Source organism: Halopseudomonas pachastrellae (assembly GCF_900114765.1).
Classification (GTDB): domain Bacteria; phylum Pseudomonadota; class Gammaproteobacteria; order Pseudomonadales; family Pseudomonadaceae; genus Halopseudomonas; species Halopseudomonas pachastrellae.
Genome location: NZ_FOUD01000002.1, coordinates 80,797 through 102,059 on the forward strand (window position 1 = coordinate 80,797; position 21,263 = coordinate 102,059).

Annotated in this window: 24 protein-coding genes; 15 read left to right on the top strand and 9 right to left on the bottom strand. The window is 62.3% G+C overall.

Annotated features, from left to right (window positions below):
- Positions 1-120: 120 nt before the first annotated feature.
- From BM116_RS02075 to BM116_RS02120, 10 genes are all read left to right on the top strand, one after another.
- Entirely contained in the window at positions 121-1,092 is a 972-nt protein-coding gene (locus BM116_RS02075; RefSeq protein ID WP_083728952.1) for a KpsF/GutQ family sugar-phosphate isomerase, read from the top strand.
- A gap of 8 nt (positions 1,093-1,100) precedes the next feature.
- On the top strand, positions 1,101-1,622 hold the full coding sequence (locus BM116_RS02080; protein WP_083728954.1) for a KdsC family phosphatase: 522 nt from the start codon (positions 1,101-1,103) through the stop codon (positions 1,620-1,622).
- The gene (gene lptC / locus BM116_RS02085; RefSeq protein WP_169847319.1) at positions 1,619-2,200 is read left to right on the top strand and encodes an LPS export ABC transporter periplasmic protein LptC; all 582 of its coding nucleotides are present in this window, start codon (positions 1,619-1,621) and stop codon (positions 2,198-2,200) included. Before BM116_RS02080 ends, lptC begins: the two co-directional genes overlap by 4 nt.
- Positions 2,187-2,747 (top strand): lipopolysaccharide transport periplasmic protein LptA, encoded by a 561-nt coding sequence (gene lptA / locus BM116_RS02090; RefSeq protein WP_083728958.1) that lies wholly within the window; start codon positions 2,187-2,189, stop codon positions 2,745-2,747. Before lptC ends, lptA begins: the two co-directional genes overlap by 14 nt.
- Positions 2,744-3,469 carry an LPS export ABC transporter ATP-binding protein gene (lptB, locus tag BM116_RS02095; RefSeq protein WP_083728960.1) on the top strand — a complete coding sequence of 242 codons (726 nt, stop codon included), beginning with the start codon at positions 2,744-2,746 and terminating at the stop codon, positions 3,467-3,469. Before lptA ends, lptB begins: the two co-directional genes overlap by 4 nt.
- A 93-nt stretch (positions 3,470-3,562) precedes the next feature.
- Positions 3,563-5,062, top strand: a complete 1,500-nt coding sequence (locus tag BM116_RS02100) for an RNA polymerase factor sigma-54 (RefSeq protein WP_083728962.1) — start codon at positions 3,563-3,565, stop codon at positions 5,060-5,062.
- A 112-nt stretch (positions 5,063-5,174) separates the two neighbouring features.
- Positions 5,175-5,483 (top strand): ribosome hibernation promoting factor, encoded by a 309-nt coding sequence (gene hpf, locus BM116_RS02105; protein ID WP_083728964.1) that lies wholly within the window; start codon positions 5,175-5,177, stop codon positions 5,481-5,483.
- 12 nt (positions 5,484-5,495) lie between these two features.
- Entirely contained in the window at positions 5,496-5,954 is a 459-nt protein-coding gene (ptsN, locus tag BM116_RS02110) for a PTS IIA-like nitrogen regulatory protein PtsN (RefSeq protein ID WP_083728965.1), read from the top strand.
- Positions 5,955-5,956: 2 nt separating this feature from the next.
- A complete protein-coding gene (rapZ, locus tag BM116_RS02115; protein ID WP_083728967.1) occupies positions 5,957-6,811 on the top strand; it encodes an RNase adapter RapZ in 855 nt (284 codons plus the stop codon).
- Entirely contained in the window at positions 6,811-7,083 is a 273-nt protein-coding gene (locus tag BM116_RS02120) for an HPr family phosphocarrier protein (protein WP_083728969.1), read from the top strand. Before rapZ ends, BM116_RS02120 begins: the two co-directional genes overlap by 1 nt.
- Positions 7,084-7,273: 190 nt before the next feature.
- Here the strand turns inward: BM116_RS02120 and pmbA are convergent, their stop codons facing one another.
- Positions 7,274-8,629 (bottom strand): metalloprotease PmbA, encoded by a 1,356-nt coding sequence (gene pmbA / locus BM116_RS02125; RefSeq protein ID WP_083728438.1) that lies wholly within the window; start codon positions 8,627-8,629, stop codon positions 7,274-7,276.
- Between the two features lie 133 nt (positions 8,630-8,762).
- Between pmbA and yjgA the strand changes: the two genes are divergently transcribed.
- The 3 genes from yjgA to egtB all read left to right on the top strand — a co-directional run bounded on the left by yjgA (position 8,763) and on the right by egtB (position 11,592).
- Complete coding sequence (gene yjgA, locus BM116_RS02130) at positions 8,763-9,293, top strand: ribosome biogenesis factor YjgA (RefSeq protein WP_083728473.1); 531 nt, start codon at positions 8,763-8,765, stop codon at positions 9,291-9,293.
- Positions 9,294-9,400: 107 nt separating this feature from the next.
- Positions 9,401-10,381, top strand: a complete 981-nt coding sequence (gene egtD / locus BM116_RS02135; protein WP_083728439.1) for an L-histidine N(alpha)-methyltransferase — start codon at positions 9,401-9,403, stop codon at positions 10,379-10,381.
- The gene (gene egtB / locus BM116_RS02140) at positions 10,378-11,592 is read left to right on the top strand and encodes an ergothioneine biosynthesis protein EgtB (protein WP_083728440.1); all 1,215 of its coding nucleotides are present in this window, start codon (positions 10,378-10,380) and stop codon (positions 11,590-11,592) included. Before egtD ends, egtB begins: the two co-directional genes overlap by 4 nt.
- A gap of 220 nt (positions 11,593-11,812) precedes the next feature.
- On the opposite strand, the gene BM116_RS02145 is transcribed toward egtB, so the two are convergent.
- The 8 genes from BM116_RS02145 to bioB form a co-directional block, all read right to left on the bottom strand.
- On the bottom strand, positions 11,813-13,618 hold the full coding sequence (locus tag BM116_RS02145; RefSeq protein ID WP_083728441.1) for a phenylacyl-CoA dehydrogenase: 1,806 nt from the start codon (positions 13,616-13,618) through the stop codon (positions 11,813-11,815).
- A gap of 172 nt (positions 13,619-13,790) precedes the next feature.
- On the bottom strand, positions 13,791-14,525 hold the full coding sequence (locus BM116_RS02150) for a putative metalloprotease CJM1_0395 family protein (RefSeq protein WP_083728442.1): 735 nt from the start codon (positions 14,523-14,525) through the stop codon (positions 13,791-13,793).
- Positions 14,526-14,545: 20 nt separating this feature from the next.
- Positions 14,546-14,854 carry a hypothetical protein gene (locus tag BM116_RS02155; protein ID WP_083728443.1) on the bottom strand — a complete coding sequence of 103 codons (309 nt, stop codon included), beginning with the start codon at positions 14,852-14,854 and terminating at the stop codon, positions 14,546-14,548.
- A gap of 74 nt (positions 14,855-14,928) precedes the next feature.
- Positions 14,929-15,609: a dethiobiotin synthase gene (gene bioD, locus BM116_RS02160; protein ID WP_083728444.1), complete on the bottom strand. Its 681-nt coding sequence runs from the start codon at positions 15,607-15,609 to the stop codon at positions 14,929-14,931.
- A 10-nt stretch (positions 15,610-15,619) separates the two neighbouring features.
- Positions 15,620-16,402 (bottom strand): malonyl-ACP O-methyltransferase BioC, encoded by a 783-nt coding sequence (gene bioC, locus BM116_RS02165; RefSeq protein WP_083728445.1) that lies wholly within the window; start codon positions 16,400-16,402, stop codon positions 15,620-15,622.
- Positions 16,399-17,112: an alpha/beta fold hydrolase gene (locus tag BM116_RS02170; protein WP_083728446.1), complete on the bottom strand. Its 714-nt coding sequence runs from the start codon at positions 17,110-17,112 to the stop codon at positions 16,399-16,401. The genes bioC and BM116_RS02170 overlap by 4 nt, the downstream gene beginning before the upstream one ends.
- Positions 17,105-18,271 carry an 8-amino-7-oxononanoate synthase gene (gene bioF / locus BM116_RS02175; protein ID WP_083728447.1) on the bottom strand — a complete coding sequence of 389 codons (1,167 nt, stop codon included), beginning with the start codon at positions 18,269-18,271 and terminating at the stop codon, positions 17,105-17,107. The genes BM116_RS02170 and bioF overlap by 8 nt, the downstream gene beginning before the upstream one ends.
- Before the next feature lie 86 nt (positions 18,272-18,357).
- Complete coding sequence (bioB, locus tag BM116_RS02180) at positions 18,358-19,407, bottom strand: biotin synthase BioB (RefSeq protein ID WP_090474954.1); 1,050 nt, start codon at positions 19,405-19,407, stop codon at positions 18,358-18,360.
- An 83-nt stretch (positions 19,408-19,490) separates the two neighbouring features.
- On the opposite strand from bioB, the gene BM116_RS18770 reads away from it, so the two are divergent.
- Positions 19,491-20,210 (top strand): ComFC family protein, encoded by a 720-nt coding sequence (locus tag BM116_RS18770; RefSeq protein ID WP_083728449.1) that lies wholly within the window; start codon positions 19,491-19,493, stop codon positions 20,208-20,210.
- 69 nt (positions 20,211-20,279) lie between these two features.
- Positions 20,280-21,257 (top strand): serine/threonine protein kinase, encoded by a 978-nt coding sequence (locus tag BM116_RS02190; protein ID WP_083728450.1) that lies wholly within the window; start codon positions 20,280-20,282, stop codon positions 21,255-21,257.
- The last annotated feature ends 6 nt before the right edge of the window (positions 21,258-21,263 follow it).

A 21,263-nucleotide genomic window follows, 5' to 3' on the forward strand; every position in this document is an offset into this window, starting at 1 on the left:
GGTATGCACCTCCGCCATACCCTGAACCGGGGATAATCCCGCAACCTGTGTTGTCCATGGGTGAGTTGACGAGGACAAACCGCTATACTTGCCGGCTCAGCGATTAACGACAGACACCCCATGGCCGATTTTGACTACATAGCCTCCGCTCGCCGCACCATCAGCATGGAGCGCGACGCCGTCGACTCCCTGCTCCAGCGCCTGGCCGCCCCCTTCAGCATTGCCTGTGACACCCTGCTCGCCTGCCGCGGCCGCGTTGTGGTCACCGGCATGGGCAAATCCGGTCATGTCGGGCGCAAGCTGGCCGCCACACTCGCCAGCACCGGCACACCCGCCTTCTTTGTTCACCCGGGCGAAGCCAGCCATGGCGACATGGGCATGATCACCGCCGAAGACGTGGTAATCGCACTGTCCAACTCCGGCAACACCGCAGAAGTCGTCACCTTGCTGCCGCTGATCAAACGCCTTGGTGCGCCCCTGATCAGCTTGACCGGCAACGCCGAATCCACCCTGGCCCAGGCAGCGGTTGCCAATCTGGACACAGGTGTCGAGCAAGAAGCCTGCCCGCTCAATCTGGCCCCGACCTCCAGCACCACCACTGCTCTGGTGATGGGCGATGCCCTGGCAATTGCCCTGCTTGAGGCCCGCGGCTTCAGCGCCGAAGACTTTGCCTTCTCTCACCCGGGTGGCAGTCTGGGCCGCCGCCTGCTGCTGCTGGTCGACGACATCATGCACAGTGGCGACAGCATGCCGCTGGTCAAGCCCGAGGTACCGCTGCGCGATGCGCTGCTGGAAATGACCCGCAAGGGCCTGGGCCTGACCGGCATTCAGGACGAGCAGGGCGCACTGGTCGGCATCTTTACCGATGGCGACCTGCGCCGCACGCTGGACCAGAATCTCGACTTTCAGAGCGTGCGCATTGGCGAGCTCATGACCCGCGGCTGCAAGACCGCCCGCGCCGGCATGCTGGCCGCCGAAGCACTGAAGATAATGGAAGATGCGCGCATCAACGGCCTGTTCGTCGTCGACAGCACTGGCCGTCCGGTGGGCGCTCTCAACATGCATGACCTGCTGCGCGCGGGGGTAGTGTGAGCCAAACCATGGACAAGCTGCATGAACGTGCCCGGGCCATTCGCCTGGCAATCTTTGACGTTGATGGCGTACTGACCGACGGGCGCCTGTACTTCATGCCTGACGGCACCGAGTTCAAGTCCTTCAACACACTGGATGGCCATGGCATCAAGATGCTGATGGCCTCCGGCGTCGAAACCGCCATCATCAGCGGCCGCAAGTCACCACTGGTCGAGCGCCGCGCCGCCAACCTGGGTATCAAGCATCTGATCCAGGGCCGCGAGGACAAGCTGACGGCATTGAGCGAGCTGCGCCAGATCATCCCGGTCGAGATGCACGAAATTGCCCACCTGGGCGATGACCTGCCAGACCTGCCGGTAATGCGCCGGGTTGGCCTGGGTATGGCCGTTGCCAGTGCCGACGCCTTTGTCCGCGAGCACGCCCACGGCGTTACTCAGGCTGTGGGCGGCGCCGGTGCGGCGCGCGAGTTCTGCGAACTCATCATGCGCGCGCAGGGCACCCTCGAACAGGCACAGGCAGCCTACCTGTGAAACTCGGCCTGCCGCGCTACCTGACCCTGGGCCTGCTGTTGGCGGCCGGCGCCGCACTGGCATTGGCGGTCGGCTACTGGAACATCAGCCCGGGCAGTTTCGCCCCGGCGACCGTAGAGCGCGACAACGCCCGCCCCGACTTTTATATCGACAACGCGCGCATTCAGATGCTCGACGAGCAAGGCAAGGTTGCCTATCGCCTGACCGCAGAACATGCCGTGCACCAGATCGAAGATGGCAGCACCCGCCTTGAGCAACCCGAGCTGCTGTTCTTCCGCGGCGAAAACCCCACGCCCTGGCTGCTCAAAGCGAATCAGGGGCTGGTGACGGAAAAGGGCGACCGGGTCGACCTGCACACCGACGTACTGCTGCAGCAACAACCCGACGGCCAGCCCCAACGGCAGCTGACAACATCGGCGCTCACCCTTTATCCGCGTCGTGACTACGCCGAAACCGATCAAAGCGTTAGAATCGAGGCCGCTCGCAGTGTCACCACTGCCGAGGGCATGAAACTATTTCTCAATGACGGCCGCTTGCAGCTGCTGTCCACAGTAAGAGGCCAATATGAGGTGCGTTAACTCCCTCCTTGCCCTGACCCTGCTGGCTGGCTGCGCCACCCACGCCCTTGCACTGCCGAGCGACAGCAGCCAGCCGATCCGCATCCAGGCGGATTCCGCTACGCTGGATGACAAGCGCAACACCGCCGTGTACACCGGCAACGTGATCATCACCCAGGGCAGCATGCGCCTGACCGGTGGCCGCGTGACGCTGAGCACCAATGCCAACGGCGAGCTGAACACCATGGTGACCTATGGCAGCCCGGCTACCTACCAGCAAACACCGGAGGCCAACAAGGCGCCGGTCAAGGCGCGGGCGCAGACCATCGAGTATCACGCTGACCGCGAAACCATTGTGCTGATTCAGGAAGCCTTTCTGGAGCAGTCCGGCAACACCTTCCAGGGCGACTATGTCAGCTATGACATACCACGCCAGGTGGTTGATGCCGGCCGCGGCAGCGAAAGTGCCAACGGCGGCCAGAACGGTGGCGGCGGACGCATCGAGATCGTGATTCAGCCGCGCAGCCGCAGCAACGACAGCAGCAACGAAGAGCCAGCCACACCATGACCACCCTGCACGCCCAGCACCTGGCCAAGGCCTATAAGGCGCGCAAGGTTGTGCGCGACGTGTCGGTCTCTATCGACAGCGGCCAGGTAGTCGGCCTGCTTGGCCCCAACGGCGCCGGCAAGACCACCTGCTTTTACATGATTGTTGGCCTGGTCAAGGCCGATCAGGGCACGGTAACCGTCAACGGCAAGGACGTCACCCGCCTGCCCATGCACGGCCGCGCCCGCGAAGGTATCGGCTATCTGCCGCAGGAAGCATCGATTTTCCGCAAGCTGACGGTCGCCGAAAACATCATGGCGATTCTGGAAACCCGCAAGGATCTGAATCGCCAGGCCCGCGAAGGCAAACTGGAATCGCTGCTGCGCGAATTTCATATCCATCACCTGAGCGACAGCCTGGGCATGAGCCTGTCCGGCGGCGAGCGTCGCCGCGCCGAGATTGCCCGGGCACTGGCCACCGACCCCAGCTTCATTCTGCTGGACGAGCCCTTTGCCGGCGTCGACCCGATTTCGGTCGGCGACATCAAGCAGATCATCCAGCACCTGAAAGACAAGGGCATTGGCGTGCTGATCACCGATCACAACGTACGCGAAACCCTGGATATCTGTGACAAGGCCTATATCGTCAACGATGGCCACATCATTGCCGAAGGTGATGCCGACACCGTACTGGCAGACCAGACGGTGAAAGATGTATACCTGGGCCATGCCTTCCGGCTATAAAAGCACCCGTATTTCAGGCATGCTACCGGCAAATGGACATCAGCATGTCCAAACCAACGGTTTGAACCAGCGCACAAGGTATTTCGCAACACAATGAAACCCTCGCTCGTCCTCAAGATGGGGCAGCAGCTGACCATGACACCTCAGCTGCAGCAGGCCATCAGACTGCTTCAGCTGTCCAGTCTCGACCTCCAGCAGGAGGTGCAGGAGGCACTGGAGGCCAATCCCATGCTGGAAATGGCCGACGAGGGTGACGATGACTACAGCAGCAACGCCAGCCAGGACAGCGGCGATGACGACGCCCCGGCGGTAACCCTGCCCGAGCCGGTCTCCATGGACTCCATCGACCAGCACACCCAGGGTGATCAGGAAGGCAACTGGAACGAGGCGATCCCCAACGAGCTGCCGGTCGACACCCAGTGGGAAGACGTCTACCAGACCTCTGCCAGCTCCCTGCCCAGCCAGGATGACGAAGACTGGGACTACACCTCACGCACCGGCACCGGTGAAACGCTGCAAAGCCACCTGGAGTGGCAGCTCAACCTGCTGCCGATGTCCGAAACCGACTACCAGATCGCCACCGCTCTGATCGACGGCATCAACGCCGACGGCTACCTCGAAGAGTCGCTGGAAGACATCCTCGCGTCGCTGCCCGAAGAGCTGGAAGCCGAGCTCGACGAAGTGGAAATGGTGCTGCACCGCATCCAGCAATTCGAACCCGTGGGCGTAGGCGCACGTGACCTGCGCGAATGCCTTCTGTTGCAGATTCGCCAGTTGCCGGACGACACGCCGATGCTGGAGCAGGCAACCCGGGTAATTCGCGATCATCTGGAGCTGCTCGGCAACCGCGACTTCAGCCAGTTGATGCGCCGCAGCAAGCTGAAGGAAGACCAGCTGCGTGATGCGATCAGCCTGATCCAGACGCTCAACCCGCGCCCCGGCTCCGAGATCGCCTCAGGCGAAGCCGAGTACGTCATTCCCGACGTGATCGTGCGCCGCGACAGCCACCGCTGGATCGTCGAGCTGAATCAGGACGCTGTGCCCAAGGTGCGCGTCAACGGCCACTACGCCTCCATGGTCCGCCGCGCCGACTCCAGCGAAGACAACACCTACCTGCGCAACAACCTGCAGGAGGCCCGCTGGTTCATCAAGAGCCTGCAAAGCCGCAACGAAACACTGATGAAGGTAGCCACCCAGATCGTCGAGCATCAGCGCGGCTTTCTTGAGCATGGCGAAGAAGCCATGAAGCCACTGGTACTGCATGACATCGCCGAAGCCGTTGGCATGCACGAGTCGACCATCTCGCGGGTTACCACGCAAAAGTACATGCACACCCCGCGCGGCATTTTCGAGCTCAAGTACTTCTTCTCCAGTCACGTCGGGACCAGCGAGGGTGGAGAATTCTCATCTACCGCCATCCGCGCACTGATCAAAAAGCTGGTTGCAGCAGAAAACCCAAAGAAACCATTGAGTGACAGCAAGATCGCTGGTTTACTGGAAGAGCAGGGCATCGAAGTAGCCCGCCGGACCATCGCAAAGTATCGCGAGTCGCTCAATATCGCGCCATCGAGCGAACGCAAGAGACTGGTCTAGCGTCCTCTGGCCGATAGCGGTCAGGGCGAAGATCCAGTTCAGGGATCATGCAGTGGCACCACCGGGTGACGGAAGATCACCCTGCAACAACAAGCCAATCAGGAGACGCCGTATGCAACTGAACATTAGCGGTCACCAACTCGACATCACTGACGCACTGCGCGATTACGTCACTGAGAAAATGGCCCGTCTGGAGCGGCATTTCGACAAGATCACCAACGTACAAGTCACCCTTGAAGTTGAAAAGCTCCGGCAGAAGGCCGAAGCCACCCTGCACATCGCAGGGGGCGAAGTTGTTGCACTGGCCGAGCATACCGACATGTACGCCGCCATTGACATGCTGACCGACAAGCTTGATCGCCAACTGATCAAGCACAAGGAAAAGCACATTGACCGCCAGCAAGGCGCAAACGTCCGATAACATCGCGCCAACATGCAAATTGACCACATCCTGACCCCTGAACGCACTTTCTCCGGCGTTCAGGGGGGATCCAAAAAACGTGTGCTGGAGCTGATCGGCAAACTGGTTGCTCGGCACACCAACCTGGATCCCGACGCCATCTATGAAAACCTGATTGCCCGCGAAAAGCTCGGCTCAACCGGCTTTGGCAACGGTATCGCCATTCCTCACTGTCGTCTTGAAGACTGCCATCAGGCCATTGGCGCCCTGCTGCAGCTCGACGGCAAGATCGATTTTGATGCCCTTGATGGCCAGCCCGTAGACCTGATCTTCGTCCTGCTGGTCCCTCAGGAAGCCACCGAACAGCACCTGCAGATCCTCAAGATGCTGGCCGGCAAGCTGGACCGGGCAGACCTGCGCGACGCTCTACGCGCAGCACCAGACGCCGACGCCCTTTACCGCGTCATGGTCAACGACGGCGACGGAGGCTGACCATGCGTTTGATTGTCGTCAGCGGCCGTTCCGGCTCGGGCAAAAGTACCGCCCTGCATCTGCTGGAAGACAATGGCTTCTACTGCATCGACAATCTCCCCGCAGGCCTGTTGCCGGAATTGGCTCGCCAGGCCAGCCTGAACGATTTCAGCGTGCCGGATGTCGCCATCAGTATCGACGCCCGCAACCTGCCCAATGACCTCGCTCGCTTCCCCCAGTTGCTGAAAGAAGTCCGCGCCGCCGGTGTGCAGTGCGACATTCTGTTTCTCGCCGCCAGGGACGAGGTGCTGATCAAGCGTTTTTCCGAGACCCGCCGCAAACACCCGCTGACCGATGACCAACTGTCGCTGGGCGAGGCGCTGGCTCAGGAACTGAAGATCCTCGAGCCGATCATCGACCTGGCAACGCTCAAGGTCGATACCAGCCACCTGAATCTCTATCAGCTGCGCGATCAGCTGAAGCAACGCCTGCTCGGCGCCCAGGGCAGCCAGCCGTCGGTGCTGATCCAGTCTTTCGGCTTCAAGCGCGGCGTACCCACCGATGCCGATCTGGTGTTCGACGTGCGTTGCCTGCCCAACCCCTACTGGATGCCCGATCTGCGCGCCTACTCTGGCCGTGATGAGCCGGTACGCGACTATCTGGCCGCACAGCCAGAAGTCGAAGACATGTTTCAGGATATCGTCTACTATCTGCGCAAGTGGCTGCCGCGCTACGCTGCCAGCGAGCGTAGCTACATGACCATCGCCATTGGCTGCACCGGCGGTCATCACCGCTCGGTCTATATCGCCGAGCGCCTGGTCGAAGCCCTTAGCCGCACCACCCCCAACCTTCTGATCCGTCACCGCGACTTGCCCTGATGCCCAACACCCGCGTCCTCATCATCAACAAGCTCGGCTTGCACGCCCGCGCCGCCGCCAAATTTGTCAGCGTAGCCAATCAATACGGCTGCAAGGTGGGTGTCGGACTGGATGAAGAGAGTCAGGTAGACGGCAAAAGCATCATGCAAGTAATGATGCTGGCCGCCAGCAAAGGCACCGAAATCTGCATCAGCTGCGAAGGCGAGCAGGCCGACGACGCCATGAACGCGTTGCTTGAGCTGATTAACGATTATTTTGGGGAAGGGGAATAGCTGGAAGCTGGAAGCTGGAAGCTGGAAGCTGGAAGCTGGAAGCTGGAAGCTGGAAGCTGGAAGCTTAATCAGGATAAACCCGGATCAATACCCGTCAAGCCGGATTGGCGGGATATAAACAAAAAGCCAATACCCGCAACAACTCGGACTGCTTCAAGCTTCAAGCTTCCAGCCCTAGCGGCTTTCGCCGCTAGCTTCCCCCTACTGTCATCCCATCCACCAACCAACTACCGGTCAGATAGTTGCCGCGGCGCTCGATATCGGAGCCGACGCAGCGCAGGTTGGTGTACATGTCGCGCAGGTTGCCGGCGATGGTCACTTCGCTGACCGGGTACTGGATTTCGCCGTTCTCGACCCAGAAGCCACCGGCGCCCCGTGAGTAATCGCCGGTGACGCCATTCACGCCCTGCCCCATCAGCTCGGTCACCAGCAGGCCGGTGCCCATTTCCTTTAGCAGGGCCTGCAGGTCGCCCGCGTTGCTGCTGACTTGCAGGTTATGCACGCCGCCAGCGTTGGCGGTACTGGGCAAGCCCAGCTTGCGGCCCGAGTAGGTGCTGAGCAGCCAACTGGTCAGCCGCCCCTGATCGATAAATGCCTGCTCACGGGTTTGCAATCCGTCGCCGTCAAACGCCGAGCTGCCCAGACCCTGGCGCAGATAGGGCGTCTCGTGCATGCGCATCCACTCGGGAAATACCGGCTGTCCCATGGCGTCCAGCAGGAAGGTCGACTCGCGGTAGACCGCGCCGCCGGAAATAGCGCCAAACAGGTGTCCAACCAGACCGGCGGCCTGGTCCGCGGCGAACAGCACCGGCACCTTGGCGGTTTTCACCGAGCGTGGCTGCAGGCGTGCGAGTGTGCGCTGGGCCGCCTTGCGCCCCACCGACTCCTCGCTGGCCAGCCGCTCGGGCACCCGATCTACGGCGTACCAGTAATCGCGCTGCATGCCCTGCTCCGAGGAGGCAATAAGAATGGCTGCGCTACTGTGTCGGCTGCTCAACGCACTGCCGATAAAACCATGGCTGTTGCCGTACACCCGGCAGCCCTGCTGGGTGCTGATCTGCGCACTGTCGCTGACCAGACGCGGGTCGACATCCAGCGCGGAGGCCTCCAGCAGCAGCGCGCGCTCGATGGCATCATCAGCGCTCAACTGCCAGGGATGAAACAAATCCAGATCAGGCAGATCGGTGGCCATCAGCTGCGCATCCGCAAGGCCGGCGCACGGGTCTTCACTGGCGTGACGGGCAATCACCAGAGCGGTCTCTACCGCTTTGATGATGGCCTCATCAGAGGTGTCTGAGGTACTCACACTGCCCTTGCGCTGGCCGTCATACAGCGTGATGGCAAAACCCTGATCACGATTGAACTCGACCGTCTCCACCTCGCGGTTGCGCACGCTGACCGACAGCCCGGTGTTCTGGCTGACGCCGACCTCGCTGGCCGTCGCGCCCTGACGTCGGGCTTGCTCAACGATAAAGGCCACCCGCTGTTCCAGCATCTCGCGCAGCGCCTGCGGACTTTCGGCTACGCTGGTTGTATTCGCGCTCATCTCACCTCCAAAGCAGAGGGCCATTGTAGCGAGGTTACTGGCGGAAACCACCTCGCATTAGTCGCGCAACACCACAAAGGAGTATCATATGCGGCCCGACAGCCAGCTGTACGGCGCCGCCGACAGGAACACCATGACCGAATTTTACGAAGACGACGCGCTCGAACCCGAAGACGAGGGTAAAAGCAAAACCCAGATAAAACGGGAAATGGATGCCCTGCAGGATCTGGGCAAGCGCCTGATCGCCCTCAAGCCCGACCAGTTGGCCAAGCTGGAGCTGACCGACAAGCTGCGCCTGGCGCTGGCCGAAGCCCATCGCCACACCGCCCGCGGCGCGCTCAAGCGCCACATGAGCTATGTCGGCAAACTCATGCGCGATCAGGATGTAGAGCGCATTCAGCAGTACGTTGACCTGCTGGACAGCGGCAGCCAGGCCCACAACCAGCACTTCCACCAGATTGAGCGCTGGCGTGACCGCCTGCTGACCGGCCGCGCCGATGAGCTGGAACTGTTCATGCTCGCCTACCCCGACGCCGACCGTCAGCACCTGCGCCAACTGGTACGCCAGGCCAACCGCGAGACCGAGCAGAACAAGCCGCCAGCAGCCGCGCGCAAGCTGTTCAAGGCCATCCGCATCCTCGCCGACGACGCCAAGGGGCTCTGAGCGGGTCGGTACTGGGTCACAGCTCAGGCTCACATACAGCCGTCATCTTGGCGCTACGCGCCAACCGCTGCTAGGTTTTAACTTTAACCTGCAGAGGATGATGCTACGTGAGCCTTGCCCTTGATCTGCCTCGACTCGAAACCACCCTGCGCCTGCCGGCACAGGACGAGCTGCAACAACTTCTGCAGGGACTACTGCAGCCAAGTGCCCGCATCGACTCGAAGTACCTCTACGATGACCGAGGCTGCGAGCTGTTCACCGACATCTGTCGCCTCGACGAGTACTACCCCACACGTACCGAGGCGCACATATTCTCCGACCACCGCGACGCCATCGCCGCACAGCTGCCAGACACCCCACAATGGATCGACCTGGGCTGTGGTGATTGCAGCAAGACGCTGACCTGGCTGGATGCCGTGCAGCCGGCACGCGTGATCGGCGTGGATATCGCCGGGGAGTTTCTGCACAGCTCAATGGCCGCCGTCGCCCGAGCCAACCCGGAGCTTGAGTGTGTCGGCGTGGTTTGCGACTTCACCCAGCACCTTGAGCTGCAGGAGCTACTGGCAGAGCGCCCCACCAACCCGCCAGTGTTCTTTTACCCGGGCTCATCAATCGGCAACTTCGAGCCCCGCGACGCCATGCGCTTTCTAAGACGCATACGCGCACTTAGCGGCGAGCACGGGCGTCTGCTGATTGGCGCCGACCTGCTCAAGCCACGCGCCATCCTGGAGGCCGCTTATGACGATGCCAGCGGCGTCACCGCAGCGTTCAACCTGAACATCCTCAATGTCGTCAATCGCGAGCTGGGCGCCGAATTCCAGCCCGAGCTTTTTCGCCACCAGGCCCACTTTGATGAAGCGCATCGGCGTATCGAGATGCACCTGGTTGCCCGCGAGCGTCACAGTGTTCGTCTGGCCCGACACACCCACCGCTACTTTGGCGCCGGAGAGCGCATAGTGACGGAGTACTCGCACAAATACAGTGTGGATGAGTTCCGCGCCCTGCTCGCCGCCAGCGGCCTGCATTGCAGCCATTACTGGGCCGACCCGCAAGACTGGTTTGGCGTTTTTCTGGCAGAGCCGGTATGAGCCGGCCAGCCAATCAGCCAGCAGCCAGCCGTCTGCAGCTTGAGTACGCGCGGGTTCGCGCGTACTCACTGGAGCTGGTACGCGGACTCAGTGCCGAAGACTGCCAACTGCAGTCCATGCCAGACGCCAGCCCGCTGAAGTGGCACCTGGCGCACACCACCTGGTTCTTTGAAACCTTTGTACTCGCCGCATTGCCGCAGCCGCCCAAGGTGGTCGATCCAAGCTACAAGGTGCTGTTCAACTCCTACTACGTCGGCGTTGGCGAGCGCCACCTGCGAGCCGAGCGCGGCCTGCTGTCGCGCCCCACACTGGACGAGGTACTGCACTACCGCAAACAGGTCGACCAGTACATGCAACAGGCGTTGGCCGACATCCCCCAGGGCAGCACCCTTGCAACCTTGGTGACCCTTGGCCTGCAGCACGAACAACAGCATCAGGAATTGATGCTGACAGACCTGAAGCACCACTTTGCCTGCAACCCGCTGCTACCAGCCTGGCGAGCCGAGGCACCTGAGCAGCAGTCCAGCGCGAGCACAGCTCAGGTGTATGCCTACCGCCGCTTTGCAGGCGGCTTGTGCGACACCGGCGCAAGCGATGCCCCTTTCAGCTATGACAATGAGGGCCCACGCCACCGGGTCTGGCTGGAGCCCTTTCTGCTTGGTGAGCGCAACGTCAGCAATGGCGACTTTATTGCCTTCATCAACGACGGCGGATACCAGCGCCCCGAGCTGTGGCTATCCGACGGCTGGGACTGGGCAAGCCAACGGCAGGCGCAGGCACCGCTGTACTGGCAACAAGACCACGAGCAACGCTGGCACGCCTTCACCCTGGCGGGGCTGCAACCACTGAATCTGGACGCAGCGGTGTGCCATCTTAGCCTGTATGAGGCTGACGCCTATGCACGCTGGGCAGGAGCGCGGCTGCCGACCGAGGCAGAGTGGGAACACGCAGCGCGTACCGCACCGGATCTTCCCGGGCTGTTCAACCAGGTCTGGCAGTGGACCAACAGCGCCTATCTGCCCTACCCCGGTTACCAGCGGGCCGCGGGCGCCGTGGGCGAATACAACGGCAAATTCATGATCAACCAGATGGTCCTGCGCGGCAGTTCCTGTGCTACACCGGCGGGCCATAGCAGACCCTCATACCGCAACTTTTTTCCCCCGGCTGCACAGTGGCAATTCAGCGGACTGCGTCTGGCGCGCGACGTCTGAACAACGCGCTATTTAATTGAGCCTCGACGTATACAACACACATCAGGCTCCGGTGGCCAACGCTGCGCGATGACCACCCTGCAGCGCGCCCCGCCCTTGCAAGGTGGAGTAAGCCCCTTTTCTGCCTTGGCACACGACACCACAAAGGCGTGCGAGCAGACACAAAAAAGCCGCCCCGTTACCGGGGCGGCCTCGATACTGGCAACAACGCCAGACTACATCAGTAGCCCAGTGCGAAGTTGTCAGCGTCCATTTCCATCAGGTTGTCTGCGCCGGACAGGATCGCCTCAACGTGAGTGCGAACGCGCGGCAGAATACGCTGATAGTAGAAGCGGGCGGTCTGCAGCTTGGCCTTGTAGAAGCCCTCTTCCGCAGTACCAGCGGCCAGCTTCTCGGCAGCAAGACGTGCCATGTCAGCCCAGAAGTAAGCCAGGCAGGCGTAGCCGCTGTACATCAGATAGTCCACAGACGCGGCGCCGACCATTTCACGGTCCTTCATCGCGGCCATGCCGATCTTCATAGTCAGCTCGCCCCACTCCTTGTTCAGCGCAGCCAGCGGCGCGACGAACTCGGCGATGGCTTCGTTGCCTTCATTGTTCTGGCAGAACTTGTGGACGATCTTGGTGAAGCCTTTCAGCGCTTCGCCCTGAGTCATCAGAACCTTGCGACCCAGCAGGTCGAGTGCCTGAATACCGGTGGTGCCTTCGTACAGCATGGAGATACGGGCATCACGCACGTTCTGCTCCATACCCCACTCGGCGATAAAGCCGTGGCCGCCATAGATCTGTACGCCGTGGTTGGCTGCCTCAAAACCGACTTCGGTCATGAACGCCTTGGCGATCGGCGTCAGGAACGCCAGCATCGCATCAGCCTGCTTCTTCTGCTCGGCATCCTGGCTGTTCTTCAGGATATCGACCTGCTTGGCAGTGAAGTAGACCATGGCGCGGTTACCTTCGGTAAACGCCTTCATGGTCAGCAGCATACGACGCACGTCCGGATGGACGATGATCGGATCAGCCGGCTTCTCCGGCGCCTTGTTGCCGGTCAGCGAACGCATCTGCAGGCGCTCACGGGCGTACTGGATACCGCCCTGGAAAGCGATTTCACTGTGTGCCAGGCCCTGCAGTGCAGTACCCAGACGCGCGGTGTTCATAAAGGTGAACATGGCATTCAGGCCCTTGTTCGGCTCACCGATCAGGTAGCCAGTGGCGCCGTCGAAGTTCATCACGCAGGTAGCGTTGCCGTGGATGCCCATCTTGTGCTCGAGCGAACCACAGGTGACACCGTTGCGCTCACCCTTCTCGCCATCGGCGTTAACCAGGAACTTGGGCACGATGAACAGGGAGATGCCCTTGGTGCCGGCAGGTGCATCGGGCAGGCGCGCCAGCACGATGTGGATGATGTTCTCCGACATGTCGTGCTCGCCGGAAGAGATGAAAATCTTGGTGCCGGATACCTGGTAGGTGCCGTCCGCCTGCGGCTCAGCCTTGGTACGCAGCATGCCCAGGTCGGTACCGCAGTGCGGCTCAGTCAGGCACATGGTGCCAGTCCATTCGCCAGATACCAGCTTGGGCAGATAGGTGTGTTTCTGCTCATCGGTACCGTGGGCATCCAGGGTGTTCATGCAACCATGCGACAGACCCGGGTACATGCCCCAGGACCAGTTGGCCTGACCGACCATCTCGCTGATTGCCAGACCCAGCGACTCAGGCAGGCCTTGGCCGCCATGATCAACGCTGTGTGCCAGACTCGGCCAGCCACCTTCAACATACTGCTGGTAGGCTTCCTTGAAACCGGTCGGGGTCGTTACACCCTCTGGGCTCCAGGTGCAGCCTTCGGTATCACCAACGCGGTTCAGCGGGGCAATCACCTGCTCGCAGAATTTAGCGCCTTCTTCCAGGATGGCATTGACCATATCCGGCGTGGCTTCTTCGCAGCCGGGCAGGCTCTGATAGTGTTCTTCATAACCCAGAAGTTCATCGCGGACGAAGCGAATGTCACGCAGGGGAGCCTTGTATTCGGGCATGGTACTGGACCTCAAGTGTTTATCAGTATGCACGGGCAGCCGAGGCTGCGGTTGTGGTGGCTGCGCGGCAGCCGATTCAAACAGACGTTTGAAACATACGTTTACGCCGAGGCGTTGTCAACCCCGGCATGAATGCCAAGACATCATTGAAATTGAGAGTAGCAGGATGTGGTCAGGCAGAAGCCTGAAGCGACGGCGTGCCGGAATCAGCAGCAATATTGCGATACAAACTAAGGTCGGCGACGGCAACGCCCTCGCCCTCAGCACTGGACTGATCATCTACCGGGTCTTTATCGCCTGTCCGAGACGCAGCAGCAGGCCGCTCACCGTCTTCCGCCTCGGCGGTGGCCAGCTCTACCCGGGCCTGAGCAATCAACTGCGCTGCCTGGGCAGCAATTGAGCGATCAGCAGAGGATGGCTCAGCCGGCGCCAACGCGGCGCGGCGCACCTGTTCCATCTTGTTGATAGTCGCCTGCGGGTCACCGGCAACAGGCGATGTGGAGATAGGCACCTCGCCACCCACGGCATATTGCCGCCCGTCGGGCCCCCGCTCGTAGGTATAGCTGGCAGTGCCAGCATGCTGCCCACCGACGGCGGCATGCGCCTGCTCGTGCGCGCGCACCTCCCGGTCGCGAGCAGCCAACTCTGAAATCTCCTGCTGCTCGACCAGCGCCAGCTCGGCTTCTGCCTTGCTCAGCTGCTCACGCTTGCTTTGCTCGGCCGCGACAGCCGCCTGTTCGCCCTCGGTACCGGGGGCGACGGCGGAATCCGACTCGTCAACAGGTGGAAAACGGGTGGCCGACTGGCCGGGGGGCGTTTGCTCACTGATCGACATACTGCGGGCAGTGAACGTGGTCAGCGCCGAAGGCTGGTATGCGGGGGGCAGACTGCTACCGACACTGACCATGGCAGGTGTCCGGGGCTGGCCTAGACAGTAACGTCCAGCAGGGTGCCAAGCACCTCGTCAGCGGTGTCGATTACCGACGCGCCGACTTCTGCTTCCTGACGGCCTTGCTGCAGCTCAACCAGACTGTCGACCAGATTGACCGGGCGATTGGTTTCCACGGCGGTAGAGGAAGCAGCCTGACCGGTGGCCGGCTGGGCAGGTTGCGCCGCATTAAGTGCAGGATCGGCGGGCAGGCCGGCGCTGGCGATATCGGAAGCCGCTGCGTTGATGCGGTTCTGACCCTGGCGTACCGAGGTCAAACCGGATGAGATAAGGTCAAGGGTAGGCATGGGCACCACCTCTCACATTAGGTTCCCCGTCATTCAAGCACAAATGGGCAAACGGCCCAACACCGCTGGTCGCATCAGACCAGTGGCGACACCTCAAGATGGGCTGCCACGGCTGCTGCGTCAGCCTTTGCCAGCCGGGGCACCACGCCCAGGCAGGGCGCCTGGATAAGCTGCCGCAACGTGGCCAGGTTCTCGGCCTGCCGGCCCATGTCCGGGTCCACATGGTTGGCCACCCAGCCGGCCAGTTGCAGCCCGTCTGCTGCAATCGCGCGGCAGCTGAGCAGCGCGTGATTGATGCATCCCAGGCGCATGCCTACCACCAGCACCACCGGCAGTCTCAACGCGATTGCCACATCGCTGAGCAGTTCCTGGTGGTTGAGCGGCACGCACCAACCACCGGCCCCTTCGACCAGGGTCAGATCCGCCTGCCGGTCGAACACCTGCCGACAGGCGCCCGCCAGCGCCTGCGCCGTCAGCGGTACGTTTTCTTCGCGCGCAGCAATATGCGGCGCAATGGCGGCCTCCAGTGTCACCGGATTGATCAGGTCATAGGCCAGCGGTGGTTCGCATTCGGCCTGCAGCGCCAGCGCATCTTCATTGCGTAGCCCCTCGGGGGTGCGCTCGCAACCTGCGGCCACCGGCTTGACGCCCGCAGTGGTCAGTCCGCGCACGCGCGCGGCGCGCAGCAGGCCGGCGGCAACTGTGGTCTTGCCAATCTCGGTATCGGTACCGGTGATGAAGTAGCGCTTGCTCATGACAAATTACCTATTTGTACAGAATAATCTGAGCCACCTGATAGGTCGCCGGCAGGCCGGCGTCCTGGCGATAGCCTTCATAGGCGGCGGTCAGGGCTTTCAGGCGGGCGCGCCCGGTCAAGCCGCCCGGACGGCCTGCATTCAGGTTGTGGGCACCGAGCGCCTTGAGCTCATGGGTCAGGGCACTGAGCTGCGGGTAATGCAGCACATGGGCTTCCACCTCACAGTGCCAGCGCGCAAAGCCGGCGCCTGCCAGCACAGCCTGCAGTTGCGCAAGCGGCATGAAGCGATTGACGTGGATATAGCCGTCCACCTGCTCCCAGGCACCACGCAACTCGCCAAGCGTGCCTTCCACCAAGGTATTGAAGGCCATGCACCCGCCCGGCCTCAGCACCCGCCGGGCCTCGTTCAGGGCGCGACCAAGATCGGGGCACCACTGCAACGCCAGACTGGAGAACAGCAGGTCTTGGGAGCTATCTCGCAGTGGCAGCGCCTCTGCATCGGCGGTGATCCAGGCCGCCTGCTCAGGCCCCTGGGCACGCGCATAACGCAACATGCCCTCGGCGATATCAAGACCCAGCACCGCGCGCCCAAAGCGCGCGTTCAGCGCCCGCGTGAAGAAGCCGGTACCGCAGCCAAGATCAACCAGCGCGCGCGGCTGCAGCGACTCAGGCAGTCGCGCCAGGAGATTACTGCCAACCTGCCGCTGCAGCTCGGCCACCTGATCATAGGTGCTGGACGCTCGGCTGAACGACGCAGCAACCGCACGCTTGTCGATGGCAACAGCGCTCATTGCCGCTCCAGCCAGTCGCCGATCTCGCCAGCCAGCCAGATGGGCGCCTCCAGCGGCAGCGCGTGACTGGCCTGGGGCAGCACACACACCTCGGCCTGCTCGTTCAGCTGCGCCAGTGCCTGCGCCGCGCCAGCCGGCACCAGAGCATCGGCGCCAGCCAGGCAGTGCAGCACCGGCTGCTGACAGCGCTGCAACGCAACGCGGTTATCCAGCACGCCGAGCAGGGCAAGATGATTGAGCCGCTGCAGCGGGTCCAGATCGCTCCAGACCAGTTGCCGACTCAACTCGCGCGCACGCTCGGCGCCCTGGGTAACCAGCAGTCCAAAGCGCTTGAGTGCGCGTTCCGGCTGTTCGCGGGCGTCGCTGATAAAGCCCTTGAAGGTCTCCGGCGCCATCGCCTCAGGCCAACCCTCGCGCGCCGAGAAGCAGGCATTGCTGGCAATGGTCACTACGCCCGGAAACCGCTCGGGATAGCGTCGCTGCAGCTGCACCGCCAACACACCGCCCAGCGACCAGCCACCCAGCCAGCCCGCCGGCAGGGCATCGGCCAAGGCACTGAGGTTCGGCTCCAGCGTGGACATCTGCAAATCCGGCGGCAACTCTGCCACCTTGACGTTCAGCGCAGGCAAACGCTCCTGCAGGGCCTGCTGAAGCGGCAGCAGATTGCTCGCCGCCAGCGCCCAGCCAGACAGCAGGGTGAAATTACTCATGAATCAGCTCCTGTTGCGCCTGCGCCAATGCCTCAAGCAGACGGTCAACCTGTTGTTCGGTATGGGTGGCACTCAGCGTCACCCGCAGACGCGCGGTCCCCTTGGGCACCGTGGGCGGGCGAATCGCGGTGACCAGTATGCCGCGTTGACGCAGCGCAGCCGAGAGCGCCAGGGCTCGTTCACTGCTGCCGACCACAATCGGCTGGATCGGCGTTGGGCTGTCCATCAGTTCCAGCCCCAGCGCGTCGACGCCTGTGCGAAAGCGGCGTATCAGCGCAGCAAGGTGCTCCCGGCGCCAGCGCTCTTCACGCAGCAGATGCAGGCTGGTAAGCGTGGCATGGGCAACGGCAGGCGGCTGGCTGGTGGTATAGATGTAGGGCCGGGCAAACTGGATCAGGGTTTCGATCAGCTCCTCGCTGCCGGCGACAAAGGCCCCTGCCGTGCCAAATGCCTTGCCGAGAGTGCCCACCAGCACCGGCACCTGCTCCATGGACAGGCCATAGTGCTCGACGATGCCGCCGCCCTGATCACCCAGGCAACCAAAGCCATGGGCGTCATCAACCATGACCCAGGCTCCGGCACCGGACGCCTCGGCGCACACCGCCGGCAGGTCAGCCAGGTCGCCATCCATGCTGAACACGCCGTCCGTCACGACCAACGTATTGCCCTGCGCCTTGCCCAGCCGGCCGCGCAGGCTGTCTGCGTCGTTGTGCAGGTAGCGCGAGAAACGCGCACCGGCAAGCAGCCCTGCATCAAGCAGCGAGGCGTGATTGAGGCGGTCCTGCAGGACAGTGTCGCCCTGCCCCACCAGCGCGGTTACTGTTCCCATATTGGCCATGTAACCGCTGGACAACAGCAGCGCGCGAGGCCGGCCAGTGAACTCGGCCAACGCCTCTTCCAGCGCATGGTGAGCGCCGCTGTGACCGGTAACCAGGTGCGACGCACCACCGCCAGTGCCCCAACGCTGTACACCCTCGACAAAAGCGTCGTTGACACGCGGGTCGTTGGCCAACCCGAGGTAGTCGTTGCTGCAAAAACTCAGCAACCGCTCACCATCCACCTGCACCTCAACGCCCTGCGGCGTTTGCAGCAATGGACGCTGACGATACAGGTGCGCAGCACGGCGCTCGGCGAGGCGGGAGGAAAGGTTGAAGGACATCAGAAAGCTCCAAGCGACAAGCAGCAAGCGTCAAGCCACAGCAGGTCAACGTGCGGCTTGCAGCTTATGGCTTGAGGCTGCCGTCGTTAAACGGCCGAATAAAACAGTTTGCTATCGCGCTGCTCAATCAGCGCCTGCTCGATAGCCGCCTGGTGCACTTCGTCGGCGTGTTCTTCCCGGGCTTCGGGCTGAATGCCGAGGCGTGCAAAAAGGCGCATGTCCTTGTCCGCCTGCGGGTTGCCGGTGGTCAGCAGTTTTTCGCCGTAGAAGATGGAGTTGGCGCCGGCCAGAAAGGCCAGGGCCTGCATCTGTTCGTTCATCTGTTCGCGGCCGGCGGACAGGCGCACATGGGACTCGGGCATCATGATGCGCGCCACTGCGAGCATGCGAATAAAGTCGAAGGGGTCCACGTCCTCTTCTTCAGCCAGGGGCGTGCCCTTGACCTTGACCAGCATGTTGATCGGCACGCTCTCCGGGTGCTCCGGCAAGTTGGCCAGCTGAATCAGCAGGCCCGCACGGTCCTCAACGGACTCGCCCATGCCGAGAATGCCGCCGGAACAGATCTTCATACCGGCGTCGCGTACGTAGGCCAGCGTCTGCAGGCGCTCGCTGTAGGTGCGGGTGGTAATGATGTTGCCGTAGAACTCGGGCGAGGTATCCAGGTTGTGGTTGTAGTAATCCAGACCGGCCTGCGCCAGCGCCTCGGTCTGCTCCTGGGTCAGCTTGCCCAGGGTCATGCAGGTTTCCAGGCCGAGCGCCTTGACGCCCTCGACCATCTTCAGCACGTAAGGCATGTCCTTGGCAGAAGGGTGTTTCCAGGCTGCGCCCATGCAAAAGCGGGTAGAACCGATGGCTTTGGCGTCTGCTGCGGCCTGGAGCACCTTTTCAACTTCCATCAGTTTTTCTTTGTCCAGGCCGGTGTTGTAATGGCCCGATTGCGGACAGTACTTGCAGTCCTCCGGGCAGGCACCGGTCTTGATGGACAGCAGGGTGGAGACCTGCACACGGTTAGGTTCAAAGTACTGGCGATGCACGCTCTGGGCCTGAAACAGCAGGTCGTTGAACGGCAGCTTGAACAGCGCCAGCACCTCGGCCGGGGTCCAATCGTGGCGGGTCACGGAAGCGATCATGGGTATTGTCCCTGTTATCTGTCTGAAAACCGCGTAGCGGTCCTAGGGTCTGCAGGGAATCATAACGGCAGCACGGAGGCTGTCAACCATTGAAAATTACACCGGTTTACAACTGGATAAAAAACAACCTCTCGAATAGCTGCCTGCTTTGCCTGGCAGCGCCAGATGAAGCGCAGTCCAATATTTGTCACGCCTGCCTGGCTGATCTGCCCTGGCAGCAAGCCTGCTGCGCACGTTGCGCATTGCCGCTGCCACACGCCAGCACCCGCTGCGGTCGTTGCCTGGCAACACCGCCAGCCTTCTGTCATGCGGTGGTGCCGCTGCTCTACCGCTTTCCGTTAGATGCGCTGATTCCCGCCTTCAAATATCGCCGCCACAACCGTTATGGCTTGCTGCTGGCTCGATTGCTGGCAGACCACCTGCAGCAACACCTGGCAGAGCCCGAGGCCCTGATACCTGAACTACTGGTGCCAGTCCCCATGCACCCGAAAAGGCAGGCACAGCGCGGCTACAACCAGGCGTTCGAGCTGACACGTGATCTGGCCGGCGCGCTGCATCTGCCCTGTCGCGCCGGCCTGCTGCTGCGGGCACGTCAGACCGCAGCCCAGGAGGGGCTGGACGCCGCCGCCCGTCGGCGCAACCTGCGCGGTGCCTTCACCTGCCCGCACCCTGCGCAGTTGGAGGGCCTGCACCTGGCGCTGATTGACGATGTCATGACCACCGGCGCCACCCTGGACGAGGCCAGCCGCACCTTACTGGCAGCCGGCGCCGCCTCGGTACAGGTCTGGTGTGTGGCGCGCACGCCCTGATCGGCGCTACGCCGGCAGCCAACCTCCTGCTACCCTTGTCGGCTCAATCGTCAATATCGAGCCCGCACCATGTCCAGCCACCCGTTTGCCACCCTCACCCCCGACACCGTGCTGGACGCGGTAGAGTCGCTTGGCTACCTGTCCGATGCCCGCATCCTGACGCTGAACAGCTATGAAAACCGGGTCTTTCAGGTTGGTATCGAAGACGCCCAGCCGCTGATCGCCAAGTTCTATCGCCCGGGCCGCTGGAGCGACGCGGCCATCATTGAAGAGCACACCTTCAGCCTGGAGCTGGCAGAACGGGATATTCCGGTGATCGCCCCGGAACAGATCGACGGCCAGACCCTGTTCGAGCACGCCGGCTTTCGCTTCAGTCTGTTTCGTCGCTTTGGCGGCCATGCTCCGGAACTGGACGACCCGGACCACCTGCTGATGCTTGGCCGCCTGCTCGGCCGCCTGCACGCGGTCGGCTCCATGCATCCGTTCAAGCACCGCCCAACGCTGGACTGGCAGAGTTTCGGGCGTGACAGTGTGGATTACCTGCGCAGCGCCGAGGTGGTCCCCAGCAGTCTGCAACCGGCCTATTTCTCCGTTGCCGAAGACCTGCTGCAGGTCGTCAAGGAACGGCTGGAAGCCCATCCGGCCAAACAGATCCGCCTGCATGGAGACCTGCACGTCGGCAACCTGCTGTGGCGCGATGACAGCCTGTACATGGTGGACCTGGATGACTGCCGCATGGGCCCGGCAGTGCAGGATCTGTGGATGATGCTGTCCGGCGAGCGCGATCAGCGTCAGGCGCAGTTGTCCGAGCTGATCGACGGTTACAACGAGTTTCACGACTTCAACCCGACCGAACTCGCCCTGATCGAACCCCTGCGCAGCCTGCGTCTGGTGCACTACAGCGCCTGGCTGGCACGGCGCTGGGAAGACCCGGCGTTCCCGATGCACTTCCCCTGGTTTGCCCAGGAGCGCTACTGGGCGGATCAGATCCTGACCCTGCGCGAGCAACGCGCCGCATTGGATGAGCCGGCGCTTCGCCTGTTCTGATTTGCG